This is a genomic window from Clostridium sp. UBA6640, assembly GCF_002455975.1.
Lineage (GTDB): Bacteria > Bacillota > Clostridia > Clostridiales > Clostridiaceae > Clostridium_J.
On record NZ_DKLM01000139.1, the window covers coordinates 1 to 22855 of the forward strand.

The window sequence follows — 22855 nt, forward strand, 5'->3', positions numbered from 1 at the left end:
AAATCCAGTAGCGCCAGGAGGAATGCTAACTTATACAATTGTAGTATCCAATGCAGGACCAGCAGATGCACAAAATGTAGTGTTAACTGATATTATTCCATCTAGTATTACAGGGCCAGAATTTTCGATAGATGGAGGAGTAACCTTTAAACCATGGCCAGGATCAATTGATATAGGAACCTTGGCAGCTGGAACTTCTAGAACTATTTTAATAAGGGGGACAGTAAATTCATCAGCTACAGGATGTATAAATAATACAGCAATTGTAACTTCAACAACGCCAGATCCTAATCCGATTAATAATGTATCATCTATATGTATAGAGGTAGAAACTGCGGCACAAGGAGAAGCAGATGTTTCAGTTGTAAAGATAGCATGTCCAGATCAAGTAATGCCAGGAGAAGTGCTAACCTATATAATTACAGTATCAAATGCAGGACCATCAGATGCAGAAAATGTAGTGTTAACTGATAATATTCCACCTAGTATTATAGAACCAGAATTTTCAATAGATGGAGGGGTAGCATTTGAGCCATGGCTAGGAACTCTTAGTATAGGAACGTTACCAGCTGGAACTTCTAGAGTCATTTTAATTAGCGGAACAGTAAGTTCACGTGCTAAAGGATGTATAATTAATAAAGCAAAAGTAACTTCAACAACACCAGATCCTAATTTGTCTAACAACACATCATCTGCATGTGTAGAGGTTTGTAGGTGTAATCATAAATGTTTTAAATGTGATAAAGGCTTTGAATGTGATAAAGGCTTTGAATGTGATAAAGGATTTGAATGTGATGAAGGCTTTGAATGTGGTAAATGGTTTGAATGTGGTGAAGGTTTTGAAAGTGATGAATCTGATAAATGTCTTGAATGTAATGAATGTGTTAGATGTAATCGATGTGGAAAATTTAAGAAATGTAGTAAGTGTGGAAAAAATAAAAGTTGTAATTGTATGAGGGGTAATTTTTGGTAAAAATGAAAATATAAAATTAAGCATATATTTTTAATAATAGATGAGGGTATCAACAAAAGTTGTAGGTGTTTTTTTACAAGGGTGAAAAGTTTTGCTCCTTAAATATGAAAGTATAAAGGGCTGCATCAAAATCTATTTTGATACTTTCTGATAAACAAAGAGGAGGTTCGAGTTCGAACTTCCTTTTGTACATCTTATCTATATATAATTAAGTGAAGAGATTGTTCCAGAACTAAGAAGTTAGTTTTGAAACAGTCTTTTTTATTTAATAGTGTAATTTACACTATTAAATAATGAGAAATAAACACTATAATATTTCATGTAATCATTTTGTAATATTATGTTTATTTTCCAGAATATGCTCAAGTTTTTGCGTTGTATTCCTATAGTGATATGTAATTTGAAGTTTAACTAAATATAATAAATATGCTATGAAAGGAAAGAGGTATTTTAAATGAATTCAAATGAAACTAAGCTTGAAGATGTCTTAAAAATGCGTGGCATTAAAATGGCAGATGATGCTTACGCTAAAGATTACAAAATTCCAGAAGCAAAAGAGAGTACTAAAAGGCTTATGGAGATTTACTACAATTTAAAAGTTACTGCAGATATGGAAGCGCCATATTGGTATAACAGAACTTGGTGGGAAAATGATGGTGATGTGACAATAGTAAGAAGAGCTAAAGCTATGGCTGTATGTTTATCTCATATTACACCTACTATTTTACCTTATGAAAAACTTGTTATGAACAAAACAAAAAATGTTAGAGGTGCCTTCCCATTTCCTTGGGTTTGCGCAAGTTTTTTTAATGCTCAGGCAGAAGCTTTAATGAATGAAGTTGATGCTCCTTCTGAAAGTGAAGCTGATTCAGTTAGTATGGTTGGTGCTGGTGGAGGTAATGTTACAGAAAGTTATGGAGAAGTTATCAGCCTTGCTAAGAAGTTTGGTATGAGAAAAGAAGAAATTCCCCTTTTAGTTAAAACAGCTAAGCCTTGGGATGGAATTTCAATTGAAGACTTAAGTGATAAGTACTCGAAATATACACCAGGGTATGAACAAGAGCAACGTATTATGGATTCTGTAATTTCTATGTTTAATTCCTGGGCAATTCCTCAAGGCCGTGAGGTAATTAACTATTATATGCCTTTGGAATATGGCTTTGATAAAATCATAGAATTATGTGATGAAAAGATTGCTGAGCTTATGGGGGAAGCAGGCGATGACGGAATACTTGGAATGAGCAGAGGTTATTACTATATAGCAATGAAAGAAATTACTAAAGGATTAAGTACTTGGTGTGAAAACTATTCAAAACAAGCAAAATATTTAGCTTCAATTGAGGCAGATGAAGCATTAAAAGCTAACTATGAAAAAATTGAAGAAGTTATGGGGAATATTGCACATAAGAAACCACAAAACTTCTGGGAAGCAATTCAAATGACAATCTGCTGCCATCTAGGCGTTGCTAATGAAGATCCACTATCTGGCTTGTCTATTGGTAGACTTGGACAGGTATTACAGCCATTTTATGAAAAAGATATTGAAGATGGTGTTATGACAGATGAAGATGTAATCGAACTTCTTGAATTATATAGAATTAAAATTACTTGTATTGAATGTTTTGCATCAGCTGGTGTATCTGGAGGAGTTCTTTCTGGTAATACATTCAATAACCTTTCATTAGGGGGACAAAATTACGACGGGCTTTCAGCGGTTACTCCACTAGAATATTTAATTATTGAAGCAGGTATGAGAAACAAAACTCCTCAGCCTACACTAAGTATATTATATGATGAAAAAACACCGGAAGACTTTCTTATGAAAGCGGCTTCTTGTACAAAACTTGGACTCGGATATCCTGCATGGATGAATAATCAAGCAGGTATGAATTTTATGCTAAGACATTATGGTCCAGAAGGTATGGATATTGTTGATGCAAGAGCATGGTGTCTTGGAGGATGTCTGGAATCTGCACCTGGATGCTTTATGCCGCTTCATTATAATGGAAAGGTAACAATGATTCCTGGTGGTGCATCCCCTACATGTGGTACGGGTATTCACTTTGTTGCTTTACCTAAAATACTTGAACTTGTTTTAACAAATGGCTTAGATAAGAGAACAGGAAAACAAGTATACCCAGCCCACGGTAGAAAAATTGATTGCTATGAAACAATGATGGATCAGTGGGAAAAGTATATAGAACTTACTACAGATGTCCTTAATAAGGTTAACAATATTCAAATGGATCTTTGGAGAAAAAAGAACATGCCAGTTGTAAATTCACTACTTAAACCTGATTGTTTTACAAAAGGTAGAGATATTGGTGCTATGGGAGCAAGATACAATGCAACTATTAACTTTGAATCTTGCGGTACAATTACATTTATAAATTCATTGGCTTCAATTAAGAAAAATGTCTTTGATGATAAGAAGTTTACAATTGAAGAAATGACTAATGCAATGATTAACAATTTTGGATTTGAAACTGCATATCAAACAGGCGTATTTTCACCTGATTCAAGAGTAAGTACAGAAAATAGTTCAAAATATGAAGAAATCTTTGCAGCATGTATAAATGCACCGAAGTATGGAAATGCAGATATGTATGTAGATAGTATTTTAAGAGATTACGAGTATTATATGTATGATATGACTCGTAAATTTAGATCATATTATGGTAAGCCTGAATACTTATGTCAAATTTCAGTATCAACACATGGTCCACAAGGATTTATAACATTAGCTTCAGCTGATGGAAGACTTGCAGGTACTACTTATTCAGATGGATCTTTATCCGCAGAGGCTGGAACTGATAAAAATGGTATTTATGCTATATTTGAATCTGCAACTGTTTATGACCATTCAATGGAGCAAAATTCGCAAATGAATTTAAAACTTCACCCATCAGCAGTGAAAGGCTTAAATGGAACAAGAAAACTTCTTGATATTGTACGTGCTTACATGAGAAAAGGTGGATTCCATGTTCAGTTTAACGTTGTTGATTCTACAACATTGAGGGATGCTCAGGTAAAACCAGATAACTACAGAGATTTAATGGTTCGTGTAGCTGGGTTTACACAATACTGGTGTGAAATAGGTAAACCTATCCAAGACGAAGTTATTTACAGAACTGAATATGAAGTATAATAGAGCGCAATTATAAAACGAATGGAGGCTAAATATATGCGTCATTATGATTGTAAAAATTATATAAATTTAGATTGTGAAAAAGGAATATGTGCACTATGCAAGGCAATTGTACCTATTGATGGCGAAAATAGTAAGGCTTGTTCTGAATTTAAACTTGCTGATAAATGTGGTAACTGCAAGAGTTTCTCTAATCCAGACAAATATGGTGTTGGAAAATGTACAGGTTTAGAGCGTGAAAATTGGGCATATGCTACTATGAATGCCTGCACATGTTCAGGTTATGAATCAAGATAGGATGATATTATGAAGGAAAAAGGTTTAATATTTGATATACAAAGTTTTTCTGTGCATGATGGACCAGGATGCAGAACGAATATATTTTTTACAGGCTGTCCGCTGCAATGCAAATGGTGTGCCAACCCAGAAAGCTGGATTAAGAAAAAGCATCTTATGTTCGCAGAAAATTTATGTAAATGGGATAAAGGGTGCCGAGCATGCAGTAATATATGCCCCTATGATTCAATTAAGTTTGATGAAAATGGAAAGCAGAGTATAACATGGGATATATGCAAAAAATGTGAGACTTTTGAGTGTATTAATATTTGTCCTAATAATGTTTTAAAAGAGTGTGTAAAAGAATATACAGTTGATGAGATTATAAAAATTTTGAGACGTGATTTTAATAATTGGGGCCCTGAGGGAGGCGTAACATTCTCAGGAGGAGATCCTTTAATGCACCATGAATTTCTAATTGAAGTTTTAAAGAAATGTCATGAATGGCAGATTCATACCGCAATTGAAACCAGTGGATATGCAAAACAGGAAGTGTTTCTTGATATATTTAAATACATTCAGTTTGCATTTATTGATGTGAAAAACATGGACAGGGAAAAACATAAAGAAGGAACAGGAGTTTATAATGATTTAATACTTTCAAATATTGAAGAAGTAAAGAAATCAGGCTGGCAGGGAAGACTGGTTCTAAGGCAGCCAACCATAGCAGGATATAATGATAGTGATGAAAATGCATACAAATTAATTGAGTTTATGAAGAAAAATTCATTGTATGAAATTAATCTTTTGAAATTCCATAGGTTGGGTGAAACAAAGTGGAATCAGCTAGGAAAAGAGTATGAGTATCATGATCATGGAGATATGACACAAGAAAAAATGGAGCATCTTCAAGAATTATATTTAGATAATAATATAGCCTGCTATATAGGTGATAATACTCCTTTCTAATTTTTATATTAAGAGAATAGTCTATTACATGAGCAACAACATTTTCTATTTATGTAATAGTAAACTAAATAGTGTAAATTAAAAAAACAAGTACTTCTATTGTTAGAATTACTTGTTTTTTCGATATATAATATAAGTACATACTTTTGAAAAGGATGATTTGTGCATGGAGCTAAAAGATATAAAGAATATAAAGGATATTATTATATATGATTATATAAAGGACTATTTGGATGAAATAACTATTTTAAAGTATAAAAAAGGAGAATACATTACTCATTCTAGTGAAAATCTTGAAGAAATTTTTTTTGTATTGGATGGGACAACTAAAGTAGAATGTATAACTAAATCTGGCAAGAGTTTATTAGTAGATGAACTTTCTAAAAATGAATTTGTAGGCAAAATTAGTTATATGTATGAACAAAATTTATTTTGTGATATTACTGCTACAAGCAATGCAACCCTATTAAGAATAAGCAAAAGCACTTTTAAAAAATTGGAAAAGAATTCGGAATTCTTAAAATTATTCTTATTCAAGACTAGTAGGAGAATCTATTATATGTACAAGAAACTAATGATTAAGGAGCTATTTAGCCTGAAAGAAACATTTGCTTTTTATATCTTGGAAAACTCTCATGATGATGTGTTTAAATTTAAAAGTATGTATAATCTTTGCGAAATCTTGTCCGTTAGTAGGAAAAACTTGTATAACGTAATAAATAGTTTTATAAAAAAGAGTTACATAAAAAAAGATAAAAACTCACTTATTATTTTAAATAGGGATTGCTTATATGAACTGTCTATAGGTATAAGAGAGGTTAATGAAATTAATGATTGTGATCTCAAATTTGATGTATAGCTTCATATATTGGATCTCAAACAATTGGTTCTAGAGAATAAAAGGAGTATGGATGTTATAAATAATGGGATTAGACTCATTCTGATTATTGAGAAAATAACAAAGAATAATTTGGGGGTATAATATGAATAAGGTATATTATTTTACGGGAACTGGTAACAGTTTGCAAATTGCTAATGATTTGAGTGTAAAATTGAGTGAATGTACAACTCATAAGATTGCAGAATATTCCGGAGAAAAAATAGATGGAAGCACACTTGGAATTGTCTTCCCTGTGTATAATTGGGGACTACCACTAATTATTTGTGATTTTTTACGAAAACTAAATGTCTCAAATGAAACATATATTTATGCTATTGCAAATTATGGAGGATTTCCAGGAAAAGCGCTTGATCAGTGTAGAGATATTTTAAAAGAGAATGGATTAAAGTTGTCAGCAGGGTTCTTAGTTAATATGCCTGGTAACTATATTTTGGGTTATGGAGCAAGGAACAAAAAGGTTCAGGATAAGCTATTTACAAAAGAAAAAAAGAAAATCATCCATATTTATGATTGTATAAAAATAAAAAAAGAATGTAAGATTGAAAAAAGCCATACTATTATAGACCGAGCATGTTGTAATTACATTTATAAATATATCAATAAATTTCATGAAGCAGATAAATATTATACAGTAGATGATAATTGTATTGGATGTGGTTTGTGTGCCAAAAGATGTCCAGTAAATAATATTACAATGGTTGAAGGTAGACCAAACTGGAATCATCATTGTGAATTATGTGTGGCATGTATTCAAAGCTGTCCAAAGAAAGCAATTGATTATAAAGGTAGGACGAAAAAAAGAAAACAATATTTAAATCCTAATGTAAAATTGTAAGAAATGAGTCATAAGCTAGTTTTATATAGTTTATGGCTCATTTTTGTTTAATAAAAATTTTTAAGGTTGTCTTAAGGAAAGCACTTAGATAAGATAAGGATATGTATGCATATAAAATTAAGGAGAAAATAGAAATATGAGTGAATTTTTATTAATAGATGGAAAAAAATATATTTATAAATCTAATTATAAAGAAGATGTTAGATTAAGAAATAGCTTTAATAAATTAACAGAAAAAACTTATGGTTTCAATTTTAAGCAATGGTATGAGGATGGATATTGGGGAGAAAAATATATACCATATTCTTTATTGGATGGAGACAAAGTAGTGTCTAATGTGTCAGTAAATATTATGGATTTTTTTATTTTAGGAGAGCAAAAGAAATATGTACAAATTGGAACTGTTATGACAGATGAAGAGTATAGAGGACAAGGATTATGCAGAGCGCTTATGGAGCTAGTATTAAAAGAATGGGAAGATAAATGTGATCTTATTTATCTTTTTGCTAATGATAGTGTTCTTGATTTTTACCCCAAATTTGGATTTGAAGTATGTAATGAATACCAATACTCACTAAACAAAGCTAAAGAGGATAAGCTAGAGAAGATAAGAAAGATGAGTATAGATAATGATAGTGATAGAGAAATTATTTACAATATGACTTGTAATACAATATCTTTATCAAAGGTTTCTATGAAAAATAATGCATCTCTTATAATGTTTTATTGCACATATTTTATGAAGGATAGCATTTATTATCTTGAGGACTATGATACAGTGGTTATATGTGAGTTTAATGAAGATATTTTATATTTGCAAGAAGTGCTTAGTAGAAAAGAAGTAAAGTTAGATAATATTATTAATGCAATGATGGATGAGAAAACCAAAAAAGTAGTTTTGGGATTTACTCCAAAGGATATTTCCCCTTATAAAAAAACTTTGGTAAATGAAGAAGATACTACTCTTTTTATCAAAATAGGAAAAGATAATCCATTTAAAACAGAAGACTTAATGTTCCCTGTATTGTCTCATGCATAATGATAAATAGAAGAGGTGAGGTGTCTCCATAGAGTCCCTTAATGAAAAATTAAGAATGAAAGATNNTTCACTAAAGGTGAATTTCATCTTAAATTCTTCATTCTTAATTATTAATTCTTAATTTTAAAGGGATAAAACTGCTTTTATAGAAAATTTATTTTCCAGAGTATATATTAAGTTTTCACATTGTATCCTTATAACAACCTGTGCACCTTAATCATTAAACCACCACAATATAGAAATGCGTTGTGGCGGCTTCTTATTTATATATGTTTAATTTTAATCATCATATAGTTTAATTACTTCAGAAGCTTTCATTTTAATTTCATTAATAGCTTCAATGGGCTTAATTATTTTTATATTTTTACCATATGTAAAAGCGAATTCAATACCTTGCCAAATAGCATCAAAACTTATATCTAAGTAAATTTCATTATCTTTTATAACTTCATTATTTATAGTTATAAATTTTCTTTCTTTTATATGATTTATAATAGAAGGGTTAACCTTAAAAGTAAAAGTATACTTAGGAATTAAAGATTTAAAATTACTTGTAGATAATTTCCAATGAGTTTCTAGGTTGAAATCACTTGGTCTGCTGAAGTGCTCATCTATCAAAAGGGCACTTTCTATAGATGTTACTTTATAGGTTTTAATAATTTCAGTGTTAATTCCAATTAAATACCAAATACCTCTTTTACATACCAATCCTAATGGATTTAAGAGCACTTCTTTTGTTTCATTTATTTTTTTATATACTATTTTTAATATCTTATGGCTCCAAATAGCATTTTGTAATACAGAAAGAATATCTTTATCTACATTAGTAGGATTTTCACTCCAAGTATGCATATCTATGTAAATATAGTTTTGAATATTTTCAATTTCTTTAATTTGATAAGGAGAGGAATTGCCTAAGAGCTTAAGTATTGTAGAGTCTTTAAGTTTTTGAACTCCCAAGTCTTCTAAAACTTTATCACCAGTTGGAAGAAATAGCGAATAAATTTCGTCATCATTTATTCCGTTTAAAGAAGTTCTATAATCTCCTAAAAGTTTTATTCCTCCGTTTGTTCCTCTATCACTAAATACAGGTATTCCAAGGCTGCTTAAAGATTCAATATCTCTATAAATAGTTCTAACAGAGACTTCTAATCTTTGAGATAATTCATTAGCTGTTAATTTTTTATGTATTTGTAACAACATTAATATAGAAATTAATCTATCTGCTTTCATATTAAATATCTCCTTTTCAATATGACATATGGTGTCAACTATTATAAGTTATAATGTATCTTGTATCAAGTGGAAGGTCTGAATATAAAAAAATTTACTTACAAATAATTGATATATTTTAAAAGTATAAGAAAGTGGGGAGAAGATATGAGTAGAAAGATAATACTAAATTTAGCAATAAGCATTGACGGATATATAGCATCAGAAGATGGTGGATTTGATTGGATAGTTGGAGATGGTGATGATAAATTAGATACTGGAAATAAGTTGGATTATGATGAGTTTTTAAATGGGGTAGATGTTGTAGTTATGGGAAAAAACTGTTATGACCAAAACTTCCATAATGATTTTAACAATAAAAAAGTATATGTAGCAACATCACAAGAATTGCAAGATCATGATAATATACATTTTGTAAATGGTGATATATGCAAAGTAATAGAAGAAGAAAGAGAAAAAGATGGTGAAAATATATTCTTATTTGGTGGTGGGAGTCTCGTAGATAATTTCATTAAAGCAGATATTATTGATGAGTATGTAATTGGAATAATTCCTACAATATTAGGAAAAGGTAGACCGCTATTCCTTGGAAATAATCCTAAGATAGATTTACATTTAGAGGAGTATAGTATGGATAATGGGATTGCAATATTAAGATATTCAAAGAAATAAATATACTATTAAGAAATGCACAAAGGAATCAATGAATATAGATCTATTAATTATAGAATTAATTAAGTAATAATTAGTGAATTATAAGTTAGGCTTTAATTCCACTAAAAACCTCCACAGAAATGTGGAGGTTTTTTTAAGTATTTTTATTTTAAATAAGTTATTAGCTAGCAGTATTTGAATACTTTATAGGAAAAATACGTACATTTTTAAATAATATGTTGAAAATGTTCGAATTTAGTGTTATTATAAAAATGAAAAAAAGTTAATGTCTTCGTATATTTCTGGTGATATGGTCCAGATGTCTCTACCAGAACTCCATAAAGGTTCTGACTATGAGGATTTATTTATTACTAGAGGATAAGTGGGCAATTTAAAGGGGGAAAACAACTATGTCAGACTTTCTTACTGACTTTCTAGCAATCATAGGTGTTGTTCTAAATGGCTTACCACAAGGATTGTTAGCGTTAACATTTGGTTTTGCTTCAATTCCAACAGCATTTGCATTTTTAGTAGGAGCAGCTGGAAATTTATTAACAGGCTCAGTTGCACCTATTTCTTTTCAAGCAGAAACTATAACATATGCAGGAACTGCTGGTAAGAATATGGAAGAAAGGCTTTCAATGATATTCTTTGGTGCAGTTATAATGACATGTATAGGAATATTCGGATTTTTAGGTAAAATCGTAAATTTTATAGGTCCAACAATTACCACAGGTATGATGGCAGGTGTTGGAATAATGCTTGCAAAGGTATCTATGGACATGCTAAAAAGTGAAAAAGTTGTAAGTATTGTATCAATTGCCGCTGCAGTAGCAATATACTTTGCTACAAATGATTTGGTTCTAACTATTACTATTTCAGTAGTTATTTCAAGTATTGTTGGAAATATCATTAATAAGGATATGAGAAATGTTGAAATACCTAAAGAGAAAATCGAAAGACGTAAACTTAGCTTTAATAGTAAAGTATTAAGAGGGGCACTTGGAATGGTGTGCTTAAATATTGGATCTAATATAGCTTTTGGACAAATTACTGGAAGTATGGCTAATACAAATGTAAACATTGATCATCTTTCTGTTATCAGTAGCTTAGCTGATATGGGTTCTTCATTATTTGGTGGTGCACCAGTTGAATCTATAATTTCAGCAACAGGAAGTGCTCCACATCCATTAGCAGCTGGTATAATCATGATGTTAATTATGGCTGCCATATTATTTTTAGGATTACTACCAAAGATAGGTAAGTATGTACCTTCTCAATCAATTAGTGGTTTCTTATTTGTACTAGGTATTTTAGTAACAGTACCAGGAAATGCAGCTGCTGCCTTAGCAGGATCAGATAGTTTAGTTGGTGGTGTTACTATGGGAGTAACAGCAATAAGTGATCCATTCTTTGGAATGCTTGCAGGAATTATAACTAGATTTGCCGTAGGATTATTTTAGGGGGTAAATTAATATGAATACATATAATTTAGAATTACTTTCATTGAAGAGAGAATTACCTTTAATGAAAATTAAAGATGACTTAGCTATTGCAAGTTTTGTAATACTAGGTGACACTGAATTAGTACAAACAGTTGCACCTGCAATATCAGATAGATTAAAGGATATAGATGTAATTGTCACTGCTGAAGCAAAAGGAATACCTTTAGCATATGAAATTTCAAAGCTTTTAGGCATGAAAGAATTTATTGTAGCTAGAAAAAGTATTAAAGCTTATATGGATTCACCAATAACTGAGGAAGTGAATTCAATTACTACTCAAAAGAAACAATTTTTATGCCTAGATAAAATTGATGCAGAAAAAGTAAAAGGAAAAAATGTTGCTATTATAGATGATGTTATTTCCACTGGAGAGTCATTAAGGGTTGTAGAAAAGTTAGTTGAAAAAGCTGGAGGCATTGTTAAAGCAAAAGCTGCAATTCTAGCTGAAGGAGATGCTTCAAATAGAGATGATATTATATTTATAAAAAGACTTCCATTATTTAAAGTTGATGAAAATGAAAATTTTATAGAGATGTAATATATGCGAGATATTTCGATAGTAGTTATTATTGAAATATCTCTTTTATTTTATACTCATAAATTCTCCATAAAATCTTTTATAATGTATAAAGAGTATTAACTGAAAGCTAAGTTGGATATATAGTTATCACAATTAGTAATAATAGAGAAGGGGACTTACCCTTTATCAAAAAATCCACGACAGATTGTCGTGGATTTTTTTATTTAGGTATATTCTTCAACTTTATTTCAGTAATAGCTTTTGTATCTTTGTCAAAGTAAAATTTAAGATATTTTCCATATTGACCAATGTCACTATCAGAATAGCCAATCCAGTCTAGTTGCTCCATAAAGTCAGCGGTTGGAGCACCATAGGCATTAATAATATCTTCGTATTTTGATGCTAGAGTAATACCTTTTGGTAATACTACAGTATTTTTATATGAATCATCTTTTTTCTTTATTTCAATGGCACCTAACATGGCATCTTCAAAGTTCACTTTAGAGCCACTTGTATTATAAAGTGTTACTGCAATACGGCTTTCTTCACCTTTTCTTCCGTCATCCATAAGAATACGGTCTACATAATAACCATCTTCTAAAGGTTGTCCTTTATCTGCATAGTCATTATATTTCCAACCGTTATCTACTAAGCTCTGAGCTTTAACAGGCAGAGAATATTTTACTCCATTTAAGGTTATATCTCCACAAAGTGGTTCTGTACCCATTTGTGAAGTATATGTTTTAATATCTTCTTCTGTGAGTTTCTTTACTTCAGCAGGTGCTCCACAAGCAGTTAATAAGAATAAGCACATGCCTAAGCATAAAGTAATTATTTTTTTCATAAGTTTCCCCTTTACCCTTTCATCTTCAAAAAATTATAAATTCATATTGAAGAAATTAATCTTTCTAAATTTTACCTACATAATTATATCATAATTTCCATTAGAGTAAAATAAATGAATTTGAAATTGATAAGTTATAAGACTATGATTCAGCTAAATAATAATTAGTAATGACTTAAGTTTAATTTAAGATATAAATGATAGTATGTTTTTAAGAAATACAGATGGTTATTTTAGTTGAGATAAATTAAAATTTAGAGGAGGAAAATAATGAACAGAAAATTTATATCAATATTAATAGCTATGTCACTAAGCTTTAGTGTTACAGCTTGTTCTAAAAATAAAGTTAATACAGATTCTGAAAATACTACAGAAGTTACAGAGACATCAGTAGTAAATATAAAAGCTTTAGAAAGTGAAACCGTAGGAGAACCAGATACATTTATAAAATTAGGTAGTGATATAAGTGTTGATGGAAATGGTGTAAGTGTAGAAAATAGTAAGGTTACAATTACACAGGGTGGAACTTATAGTATAAGTGGTAAGTTAGATGATGGACAGTTAATTGTTAATGTAGGTGATGAAGAAAAAGTATATATAATTTTAAATGGAGTAGATATTACTTGTTCTGATAGTGCACCTATTTACGTTACGAACGCTAAAAGATGCATAATTGCTTTAGAAAAAGATACTGAAAATATTATAACAGATGGGGAAAATTATGTTTTAGAAGATGCAACTACAAATGAACCTAATGCAGCAATATTTAGTAAAGATGATTTATACATTATAGGAGAAGGTAAACTTACTGTTAATGCTAATTATAATAACGGTATTGCTAGTAAAGATGATCTAAAAGTTCAAAGTGGGAATATAGTTGTGAGTTCTAAAAATAACGGTATAAAAGGAAAAGATTGCATTAATATTTCTGATGGAAATATAACAATTAATGCAGGTGGAGATGGAATAAAATCTGATAATGATACTGATACAAGCAAAGGATATATATATATTGAAAAAGGCACACTTAATATAACTTCAGTTGAAGATGGGATTCAGGCAGAGACTGAACTGCTAATTGAAGATGGAGACATTACAATATCTTCAGGCGGTGGTAGTGCAAATAGTAGTACTTCCCAAAATAGTGATTGGGGAAATTGGGGCATGAAAGATAAAGGAATGAATGGTAAGGGAGATCCTAATATGAATAATGCCAATACTAATGAAAACACTGAAGAAGAGTCTACTAGTGCAAAGGGTATAAAAGCATCAAGTAATATAACTATAGAAGGCGGAAATATAAAAATAGATTCATCAGATGATTCGATTCATTCAAACGATAATTTAACAATCAATAATGGAACTATAAATTTGTCATCTGGAGATGATGGAATACATTCAGATTCTAATTTAACAATAAATGATGGAAAGATAAATATTGAAAAATCATATGAAGGGATTGAAAGTGAAATAATAACTCTTAATGGTGGAGAAATTTATGTTACTGCAAGTGATGATGGAATAAATGCAGCAGGAGGAAATGATGGATCTTCAATTAACGGTCGTCCAGGGCAAAATCAATTTGAGTCTTCTGGAAATGCTAAAATAAATATTAATGGAGGTTATATTTTTGTAGATGCAAGTGGTGATGGTATAGATGCCAATGGTTCAATTTATATGACTGATGGAACTGTAATAGTAAATGGTCCAACGGATAATGGAAATGGAGCTTTAGATTTTGATAATACATGTGAGGTAAGTGGAGGTACTTTAGTTGCAGCAGGAAGTTCTGGAATGGCAGAAACACCAAGCAATTCTTCAACTCAAAATACTATAAATATAAATCTAACTTCACAAGAAGCTAATACTATAGTTAACATTCAATCAGAAAGTGGTGAAAATATTATTACTTTTGCACCATCAAAAACATATCAATCGGTTGTAGTATGTTCTCCAAATATAAAGACAAATGAAAAGTACTCAGTTTATGTTGGAGGAAGCTCAAGTGGAAATTCAACTGATGGATTATATACTGATGGAGAATATTCAGGTGGAAATAAAATAGGTGAAGGTACAGTTTCAAGTGTTATAACTAATATTACCCAAGAAGGAGCAACTCAAGGCGGCATGGGAGGACGTGGAAAAGACAAGGGAGCTCCAAATGAGAAAATGGACAGACCTAATGAAGGAGAAAACATGGGAAGACCTGATGAAAATATGGAAATGCCAGCAGATGGAAAAGATAGTAGAAGAGAAAAAGATGATAGATTATCACCTTCTGCAGACACTGAGAAAAATAATGAAATCTAATATATAAATTTTTTTATATGATTTAAGACTGTGATGAGATAGTGTGAAACTTACAAATCTTGCACAGTCTTTTCTATGAATTAAAAGTTAAGAATTAAATATACGAATTATGGTTAAAACTCCACTGCTAAAGTCTCTGGAGTTTTTAGATTCTGAATAAAGCTAAGTAATAACTAGTCTAAAATCCATTCATATATGCACTTTTGGCGTTCCCCCTCTTGATACATCTCATTATGTGGTGGCAAATCTACTATTTCTTTAAGTTTAAGGCCTATTTTTTCGCAAGTTTTTCGAGAAGGGAAATTGTCTGGATTACAAGTTATTATAAGTTTATTCATTCCATGTGCAATAGCTACGTCTTTGATAATTTTACACGCCTTTGAAGCATAATTATTTCCTCTATAAGGTTCTTCAACCATATAGCCAATATGACCCCCGTAATATAGATTTTTATTGTACCCGATTCGGATATCAATGGCACCTATACTATCATCTAAATCATGTAGAGTAATCCTATATTTATATGCAGGTACATAGCCTTTTTCCTCATTAGATGGAGTTTTTTCTTCAATCTTTAAATCAATCTCACCATCGGTTAAGTAATCAAAATCTTTGAACTCAAACATCTGTATTCCCCCTTTGTTTTCCTCATAAATTCCAATTATTTATTTATTTAATTATATTATTATATAAATAAATAATTGTAAATACTTGACATAAACTATATATAAATTGCTTCCATAGCTCTTATTTTTATCCTTTGAAATTTGAAACAAAATTAAGTTTTAAAATAAAAAAATTCCCTTAGATATATTCAAGAGGAATATATCTAAGAGAAATTTTTTATCCATATATTTTTTCTTCAAAGCCACTAAAAGTAAGAGTTATATTTAAATTTCCATTTCTACATCTTAGCTCATCTAAAAATTTCTTTTGATTTACATTTGGCTTCAAATAAATCATATAATTTAACTCAAACAATGCTCCGAAATCTCTAGTTTTTACTTTTTGAATATCATAAGAAGTAGTATATTTATCTAATACTTCTTCAAAAACACGTTCATAATTTAAATCCTCTGGAACTGTAATTTTAAGTTGCATAGCACTACCTTTAGGTGCTGCAAAGTTTGTTATAGAAAGTATAATCATTAAAGTACATAAGATAGTTGTAAATATTACGCCATAACCTATATAACCCATACCACAAGTGAGTCCAACTGCTAAAGTAAAGAATACATATGAGATATCTTTTGGGTCTCCAGGAGCACTTCTGAAACGAATTATTGAGAATGCACCAGCTAAACTAAAGGCTCTAGCTACGTTATTACCAACAAGAAGTATTATAATTGATATTATAACTGGCAGCATAATTAATGTAGTTGTAAAAGCAGAATTATATCCACTTTTTTTATTAGTTTTCATATAAGTAATACTAATTGCTAATCCAAGTATAATTGAAGATGCAATAATAATTAATGTATTGATGAGAGTAAAAGATTCTCCAGTAGTTGACGAAATTAAGGTATCTAGCATATTTTTGCTCTCCTTTCGACAGTATTATTTTTATCTTCTAGGCAATAATTCATATATTCATTGCCATATTTTGAAAAGTGTGTGTTATATATTTTTAGCTCTGAAAGAATCTTAGTAAACCATAATGGTATGGAACCTAAAAATTTAACCTCCATTAAATAACGATTTTTACCTAGAATATCTGTTCCAAAACATCCATATTCTAGAGATAGAAAATCACGTCTTGTAGTAATTTTGGAGTCAAAGGTTATTCTAAAATCCCTATCTTCTTTTCCAAATAAAGCATTTCTTGCATATCCAATATAAACTGATGGATAAACTGTATTTTTGTTTAGATAATATTCTATTTCATCTAGAACTTGTTTATTTACATAATCATTTGAAATAGGCCTTTCACCAAATTCTAAAAAATTATAAGCTTCTTTTAATGTAAGAACAATTCTTCTTTTGTTTACTATTCCATTTATTTTCTTCTTTAATTCAAGAAAGACTTTGCTGTCTGGATTAGTAGGATTACTGTAAGTTCTTAATCTTAACTTTTCTTTGTAATAAGGATTAGATATAGAGTGTCTAATTACATCATTGTTTTTCGTATCGTAATATATATTATAAATATCATAGACTTTCCCAGATTTACAATACTCATCTTGAATCATATACTTATCTAGTTTTAAAAGTAATTCATCATATTGTTTTTGATTTAATATGAACTTTTTTTCAAAACGCTTAAATGCTTTAATAGCCATATGTTTCCCTCCAGTTTTTATAATTTTATTTCTTTGTATGATCAAATTATAAAAAAATAAGCTTAAAAAAATCTTAAATTTTATATATAATTGAAAAAAATTTAAATGAATTCGAAACTTCATGAGAACTATTAATTATAAATAAGTTAACAGACAATGGGTAAAAGATATTAATATTTTAGAGGAGAATTTATTCTTCTATTTTAAAATTAAAAAATTAGATAAAAAGCAGATAAATTTTAAACTGTATTTACATATATGTAAAATAATGATAAAATGAGTTTGTAAAAATAATTAAAAAGGAGGTCGTTTATAAATGAAAAACTTCAGAACTGTAAGTAAAGCTAAATTTAATAATATTTGGAGCGGCCTTGATAATAATTTTTAAAATTCTTATTTTGATATTTTAAGTCATGGGGTTCTCTATACTCTATGACTTTTTATATTCTATATTGTAGAAATAGAAGGTTGTGGATAGCTTGGTTTTAGCCAAGAAATATCTATGACTTTTTTATTTTAGGCAAATGAAAGAAAATAACGGACATATAGTTTGTCTTGGCAGATCGACAAGTGCCGCTGAAAGGTTATATCAGTGGATTTCGGACAAGGTAGACAATCTATACTGATTCATTGTTTCCTTAAATGTGCCTTAATATATAAATTTTTATTAATTATGGGGGATGATTGATATGCAATTTAAAATTGATGAAATGTATCATGGTTTTAAGCTATTAGAACAAGAAAAGATTGATGAAATTCAATCAGTAGCTAGAGTGTTCGAACATATTAAAACTGGGGCAAGACTTTTACATTTAGAAAATGAAGATGATAATAAATTATTTTCTATTGGATTTAGGACAACTCCTACAGATAGTACAGGAGTAGCACATATTTTAGAGCATTCTGTACTTTGTGGCTCAAGAAAATTTAAAACTAAGGATCCTTTTGGTGACATAGCTAAGAGCTCTTTAAATACTTTTTTAAATGCTATGACTTATACAGATAAAACTATTTATCCTGTTTCAAGCAGAAATCATAAGGATTTTATGAATTTAATGGATGTATATTTAGATGCAGTTTTGCATCCTAGAATATATGAAAATCATGAGATATTACGCCAAGAAGGATGGAGATATGAAGTAGATCCAAAAACAAATAAGTTATCTTATAAAGGTGTAGTATATAGTGAGATGCAAGGGGCACTGTCTTCTCCAGAGCAAGTGATTTGTAGTGATATATATAGTTCACTATTCCCAAACACTACTTATGCTTTTGTTTCAGGTGGAGAACCAGAAGAAATACCTAACCTTACTCAAGAGGATTTCGAAAAGTTCCACAGTAAGTTTTATCATCCATCTAATAGCTATATTTTCTTATATGGAGATCAAAACTTAGAACAATGTTTAAAATTTATAAATGATGAGTATCTTAATGACTTTGATAGAATAGAAATACCTTCTCATATAGAAAATGTAGAAGCTTTTAAATCTATGGCGGAAAAGACATCACAATATTCTATAAGTGAAGATGAAGAGGAAAAAAATAAATCTTTCTTAGCTCTAAGTTTTGCATTTGAGGAAACAAGTAATGCTATGGCATATTTAACTAATGAAATACTTTATAATATGCTCATAGAATCTTCAGCATCTCCTATTAAAGAAGCATTACTTAAAGCAGGTATAGGAGAATGTATAATTACTATTGATGAGATGAATATGGACCCAACAAAGCAGATGTTATTTCCGATAGTTGTAAAAAATGCTGATAGTAGCATGAAAGATAAATTTAAAGAGATTGTTTTAAGCACTCTTAAAGAGCTTGTGGAAAATGGTATTGATGAAAATCAGTTACAAGCAGCTATAAATACAGTTGAATTTAATCTCCGTGAAGCTGATCCATGGAGAATTGCTAATAAGGGAATTCAATATAATGAAAAGGTACTAAATAGCTGGCTATATGACGGAAGCCCGCTTGCTCATTTAAAATATGAAAAGAATCTTAATGATATAAAGGAAGCTATAAAAGATAGATATTTTGAGAATTTCATTGAAAAGAATATGGTGAAAAACTGCCATTGTTCATTAGTGGTTTTAAATCCTAAAAAAGGATTGGAAAATGAGAAAAATAAAGCACTAGAAGAAAAGCTAGAAAAGTATAGAATTTCTTTATCGGAAGAAGATTTACAAAAGCTTATAGATAGAAATAAAAAATTACAAGAAGCTCAAGTTAAAATTGATACGGAAGAAGAGAAGAAGACAATTCCTAAACTACCTATGGAAGAGATAGATAAAAAAGCAGAGCAAATTCCTCAGGAAGTTATAAAAGAACAGGGAATAACTATACTAAAGCATCATATCAACACAAATAAAATAGCATATATAAATTTATTATTTGATGGAAAAATTATTGAAGAAAAATATATTCCTTATTTAGGGCTTTTAGGAGATATTTTAGGAGAGCTTGATACGGAAAGAAAAACTTACTCTGAGCTTATTACAGAAGTTTATAAAAATACAGGTGGAATAACCTTTGAAAATGAGGTTTATACTGAGAAGAATAATGATAAGGCATATCATCCTAAATTTACTATTAAGTCAAAGGCAATTTCAGATAATATTCCTAAGTTATTGGAGTTAATTAATGAAATAATGACTACTACTAAATTTGATGATATGAATAGAATTAAACAAGTTATTCAAGAGACAAAGTCAAAACTTCAAATGAGGATTATAAATGCAGGTCACAAAATTGCAATAAACAGAGCATGTTCTAAATTTTCCTATGGTCAAGAGTATAGTGATAGGATTAATGGTGCTTCATACTATGAATTTATATGTAGCCTAGAAAAGAATTTTGAAAATAATAGTGATGAAATTAAAAACAATCTTATGAATGTATATGAAACTATATTTAATAAAAATAATTTAATTGTTTCAATAGTTGGAGAAGAAACTGAAAGCCAAAATTTACTTTCAAATATAAATATAATTTTAGACAACATTAAAAACTCTATATGTGAAGTTCCTAAATTTGAATACAAACAGTCAAAAGATGTAGAAGGAGTAATTACTGCTAGCAATGTGCAATATGTAGTTAAGGCATTCAACTTTGCAAAACTTGATTATAAATATTCAGGAAAGATGAGGGTTCTTCAAAATATATTGGATAGTGAATATTTATATCCTAAAGTTCGCCTTCAAGGTGGAGCTTATGGCTGTTACATTGAGATGAGCAATGATGGCAATTTGGCATTTTTCTCCTATCGTGATCCAAACCTTACAAGAACAATAGATGTGTATAATGAAACTTATAAGTTCCTAGAAAATGTAGATTTTGCGAAGAAAGATATGGAGAATTTCATAATTGGAACAGTAGGTCAAGTATATAAGCCATTAACTCCTGATAGAAAAGGTGAAAAAGCAGTTGGAAATTATATTTGCAATATAACCTATGAAGATGTTCAAAGAGAAAGAGATGAAATTTTAAATACAACTATTGAAGATATAAAATCCTATGCAGAAATGATTAAATCTGGAATGAATGAACATTACTGCTGTGTAGTAGGTAATGAAGGAAAAATTAAAGAAAACGAAGCTATTTTCAATAAGATAAGTAAGTTGTTATAGGATTTGGGTAATTATAGCTAATGCTTAAATTTAATGATAAATAGAAAAGGGTTGTTATACAATTAATCAATTAGGTTAGTTGTGTAGCATCCCATTTTTTCTCAAAATCTAAAAATGAGCTAAAAGTACTAATTGTTGTAAGTAATTGATATAATGAATTATTGCAGGAACGAGTGTTTTTATGACGAATATTATAAAAATAGCTTTTAAAAAAGTAATTCTAGATGAGTGGAGGGAGTTAATGAATGAATTTATAAAATATATTAATATTTAGAAGTATTTTTCAAATTGATAAAAAAGTATATTTAATATACACTAACTTTAATTTATATTCGAAATAATTATACAAATATCAGAATATTAAGTTAAATGTAATTGTTATTATATATTAGACTTGCTTAGGGGGTAGGTATATGGGGAGAATTTCAGAGCTATTTGCTCCAAAAGATATGACTGAGGGTACACCTTGGAAACGAATTGTTGAGTTTGCATTACCAATGTTAATAGGTAATATAGCTCAGCAATTTTATAATACTGCAGATTCTATTATTGTAGGTAAATATGTAGGTGACAATGCACTTGCTGCTGTTGGTAGTGCAGCTCCAATATTAAATCTTCTACTTGTACTTTTTGTTGGAATTGCAACAGGTGCAGGTATCATGGTCGCTCAGTATTTTGGTGCAAAAGAGCGTGAGCATTTATCACACACTATTGGTGTTTGTATAACGCTCACTGGCATTGCATCAGTAATAATAATGATTATTGGTCCTATTGTAACGCGTCCATTACTTTCTTTTCTTAATACACCAGAGTCTATAATAGATTGGTGTGCAGAATATCTTATTATTTATTATGTTGGTATTGCAGGATTTGCCTATTATAATATCTTGGCAGGAGTCCTTCGTGGACTTGGCGATTCTTTATCAGCACTTGTTTTTTTACTTGTTGCTACAGTTCTAAATGTAGTACTTGATCTTTGGTTCGTTGCAGGATTGGGACTCGGCGTTCCAGGTGTTGCTCTTGCCACCGTTATTGCCCAAGGAATATCAGCAGTCCTTTGTGTTATTAAACTAGCAAAAATGAAAAGTACTTTTGATTTTAGTCTTAAAATGTTAAAACCAGAAAAAGAGTATTCTCGCAAGCTTATAAAACTCGGACTACCGTCTGGTCTTACACAGGGTATATTTTCTATTGCAATGATAGCTGTACAATCACTAACTAACAGTTTTGGAGAAATGGTTATTGCATGTAATGTAATTGTTATGCGTGTAGATGCTTTTGCTATGATGCCTAACTTTACCTTTGGTAATGCCATGACAACTTATTCTGGACAAAATATTGGTGCGAGAAAAATGGATAGGGTTGAAAAAGGAACTAAGGACGGTACTATGATTGCTGTTAGTGTTTCTACTGTGATAACAATATTAATATTAATTTTCGGTAGATATCTTATGGGCATATTTACAGATACTAAAGAATTAGTTGATTTAAGCATGCATATGATGAAAATTCTTGCAGTAGGTTACATTGCAATGGCAGTAACACAGAGCTTATTAGGAGTAATGAGAGGTGCTGGAGATACAATGACGCCTATGTGGATTTCAATAATTACTACAGTAGTTCTACGTGTACCAGTTGCATACGGTATTGCTTATTTAACCCGTAGTGCAGCTTATCCTACAGGTAGACCAGAATCTACTTTTATTTCATTACTTGTTTCTTGGACAATGGGAGCTATTATAA

At 30.1% G+C, this 22855-nt stretch carries 18 protein-coding genes and 1 riboswitch; of the genes, 13 read left to right on the plus strand and 5 right to left on the minus strand.

The genetic code is table 11. From position 1 onward, the window contains the following. From B2W91_RS15375 to B2W91_RS15405, 7 genes are all read left to right on the plus strand, one after another. Positions 1-973, plus strand: a 973-nt coding sequence (locus B2W91_RS15375; RefSeq protein ID WP_291582514.1) for a DUF11 domain-containing protein, incomplete at its 5' end; no start/stop codon positions are given. 454 nt (positions 974-1427) lie between these two features. Further along, entirely contained in the window at positions 1428-4121 is a 2694-nt protein-coding gene (gene hpdB / locus B2W91_RS15380) for a 4-hydroxyphenylacetate decarboxylase large subunit (protein ID WP_291582516.1), read from the plus strand. A 36-nt stretch (positions 4122-4157) separates the two neighbouring features. Beyond that, complete coding sequence (gene hpdC / locus B2W91_RS15385) at positions 4158-4418, plus strand: 4-hydroxyphenylacetate decarboxylase small subunit (protein ID WP_291582518.1); 261 nt, start codon at positions 4158-4160, stop codon at positions 4416-4418. 9 nt (positions 4419-4427) lie between these two features. Beyond that, positions 4428-5366: a 4-hydroxyphenylacetate decarboxylase activase gene (gene hpdA / locus B2W91_RS15390; RefSeq protein ID WP_291582520.1), complete on the plus strand. Its 939-nt coding sequence runs from the start codon at positions 4428-4430 to the stop codon at positions 5364-5366. 166 nt (positions 5367-5532) lie between these two features. Continuing rightward, entirely contained in the window at positions 5533-6225 is a 693-nt protein-coding gene (locus B2W91_RS15395) for a Crp/Fnr family transcriptional regulator (protein WP_291582522.1), read from the plus strand. Positions 6226-6349: 124 nt separating this feature from the next. Then, entirely contained in the window at positions 6350-7102 is a 753-nt protein-coding gene (locus B2W91_RS15400; protein ID WP_291582524.1) for an EFR1 family ferrodoxin, read from the plus strand. Between the two features lie 136 nt (positions 7103-7238). Continuing rightward, positions 7239-8141 (plus strand): GNAT family N-acetyltransferase, encoded by a 903-nt coding sequence (locus B2W91_RS15405; protein ID WP_291582526.1) that lies wholly within the window; start codon positions 7239-7241, stop codon positions 8139-8141. Positions 8142-8420: 279 nt separating this feature from the next. Here the strand turns inward: B2W91_RS15405 and B2W91_RS15410 are convergent, their stop codons facing one another. Further along, the gene (locus tag B2W91_RS15410) at positions 8421-9374 is read right to left on the minus strand and encodes a helix-turn-helix transcriptional regulator (RefSeq protein ID WP_291582528.1); all 954 of its coding nucleotides are present in this window, start codon (positions 9372-9374) and stop codon (positions 8421-8423) included. Between the two features lie 147 nt (positions 9375-9521). Between B2W91_RS15410 and B2W91_RS15415 the strand changes: the two genes are divergently transcribed. The 3 genes from B2W91_RS15415 to B2W91_RS15425 all read left to right on the plus strand — a co-directional run bounded on the left by B2W91_RS15415 (position 9522) and on the right by B2W91_RS15425 (position 12071). Next, on the plus strand, positions 9522-10046 hold the full coding sequence (locus B2W91_RS15415) for a dihydrofolate reductase family protein (protein WP_291582530.1): 525 nt from the start codon (positions 9522-9524) through the stop codon (positions 10044-10046). 254 nt (positions 10047-10300) lie between these two features. Continuing rightward, a riboswitch (purine riboswitch) is annotated at positions 10301-10402 on the plus strand. A gap of 36 nt (positions 10403-10438) precedes the next feature. Further along, on the plus strand, positions 10439-11491 hold the full coding sequence (locus B2W91_RS15420) for an NCS2 family permease (protein ID WP_291582531.1): 1053 nt from the start codon (positions 10439-10441) through the stop codon (positions 11489-11491). A gap of 13 nt (positions 11492-11504) precedes the next feature. Beyond that, positions 11505-12071 carry a phosphoribosyltransferase family protein gene (locus tag B2W91_RS15425; protein ID WP_291582532.1) on the plus strand — a complete coding sequence of 189 codons (567 nt, stop codon included), beginning with the start codon at positions 11505-11507 and terminating at the stop codon, positions 12069-12071. A gap of 202 nt (positions 12072-12273) precedes the next feature. Here B2W91_RS15425 and B2W91_RS15430 read toward each other — a convergent pair whose 3' ends face one another. Next, positions 12274-12897, minus strand: a complete 624-nt coding sequence (locus B2W91_RS15430) for a hypothetical protein (RefSeq protein ID WP_291582534.1) — start codon at positions 12895-12897, stop codon at positions 12274-12276. Positions 12898-13167: 270 nt separating this feature from the next. On the opposite strand from B2W91_RS15430, the gene B2W91_RS15435 reads away from it, so the two are divergent. After that, positions 13168-15207 (plus strand): carbohydrate-binding domain-containing protein, encoded by a 2040-nt coding sequence (locus tag B2W91_RS15435; protein ID WP_291582536.1) that lies wholly within the window; start codon positions 13168-13170, stop codon positions 15205-15207. Positions 15208-15380: 173 nt separating this feature from the next. Here B2W91_RS15435 and B2W91_RS15440 read toward each other — a convergent pair whose 3' ends face one another. The 3 genes from B2W91_RS15440 to B2W91_RS15450 all read right to left on the minus strand — a co-directional run bounded on the left by B2W91_RS15440 (position 15381) and on the right by B2W91_RS15450 (position 17486). Further along, positions 15381-15833: a GNAT family N-acetyltransferase gene (locus B2W91_RS15440; protein ID WP_291582538.1), complete on the minus strand. Its 453-nt coding sequence runs from the start codon at positions 15831-15833 to the stop codon at positions 15381-15383. Positions 15834-16050: 217 nt separating this feature from the next. Continuing rightward, on the minus strand, positions 16051-16740 hold the full coding sequence (locus tag B2W91_RS15445; RefSeq protein WP_291582540.1) for a DUF4956 domain-containing protein: 690 nt from the start codon (positions 16738-16740) through the stop codon (positions 16051-16053). Next, complete coding sequence (locus B2W91_RS15450; protein WP_291582541.1) at positions 16734-17486, minus strand: polyphosphate polymerase domain-containing protein; 753 nt, start codon at positions 17484-17486, stop codon at positions 16734-16736. The genes B2W91_RS15445 and B2W91_RS15450 overlap by 7 nt, the downstream gene beginning before the upstream one ends. Positions 17487-18175: 689 nt before the next feature. Here B2W91_RS15450 and B2W91_RS15455 point away from each other — a divergent pair. Together B2W91_RS15455 and B2W91_RS15460 are read left to right on the plus strand one after the other, a co-directional pair. After that, the gene (locus B2W91_RS15455) at positions 18176-21112 is read left to right on the plus strand and encodes an insulinase family protein (protein ID WP_291582543.1); all 2937 of its coding nucleotides are present in this window, start codon (positions 18176-18178) and stop codon (positions 21110-21112) included. A 413-nt stretch (positions 21113-21525) separates the two neighbouring features. Next, the coding region (locus B2W91_RS15460; RefSeq protein ID WP_291582545.1) for an MATE family efflux transporter at positions 21526-22855 on the plus strand (1330 nt) is incomplete at its 3' end.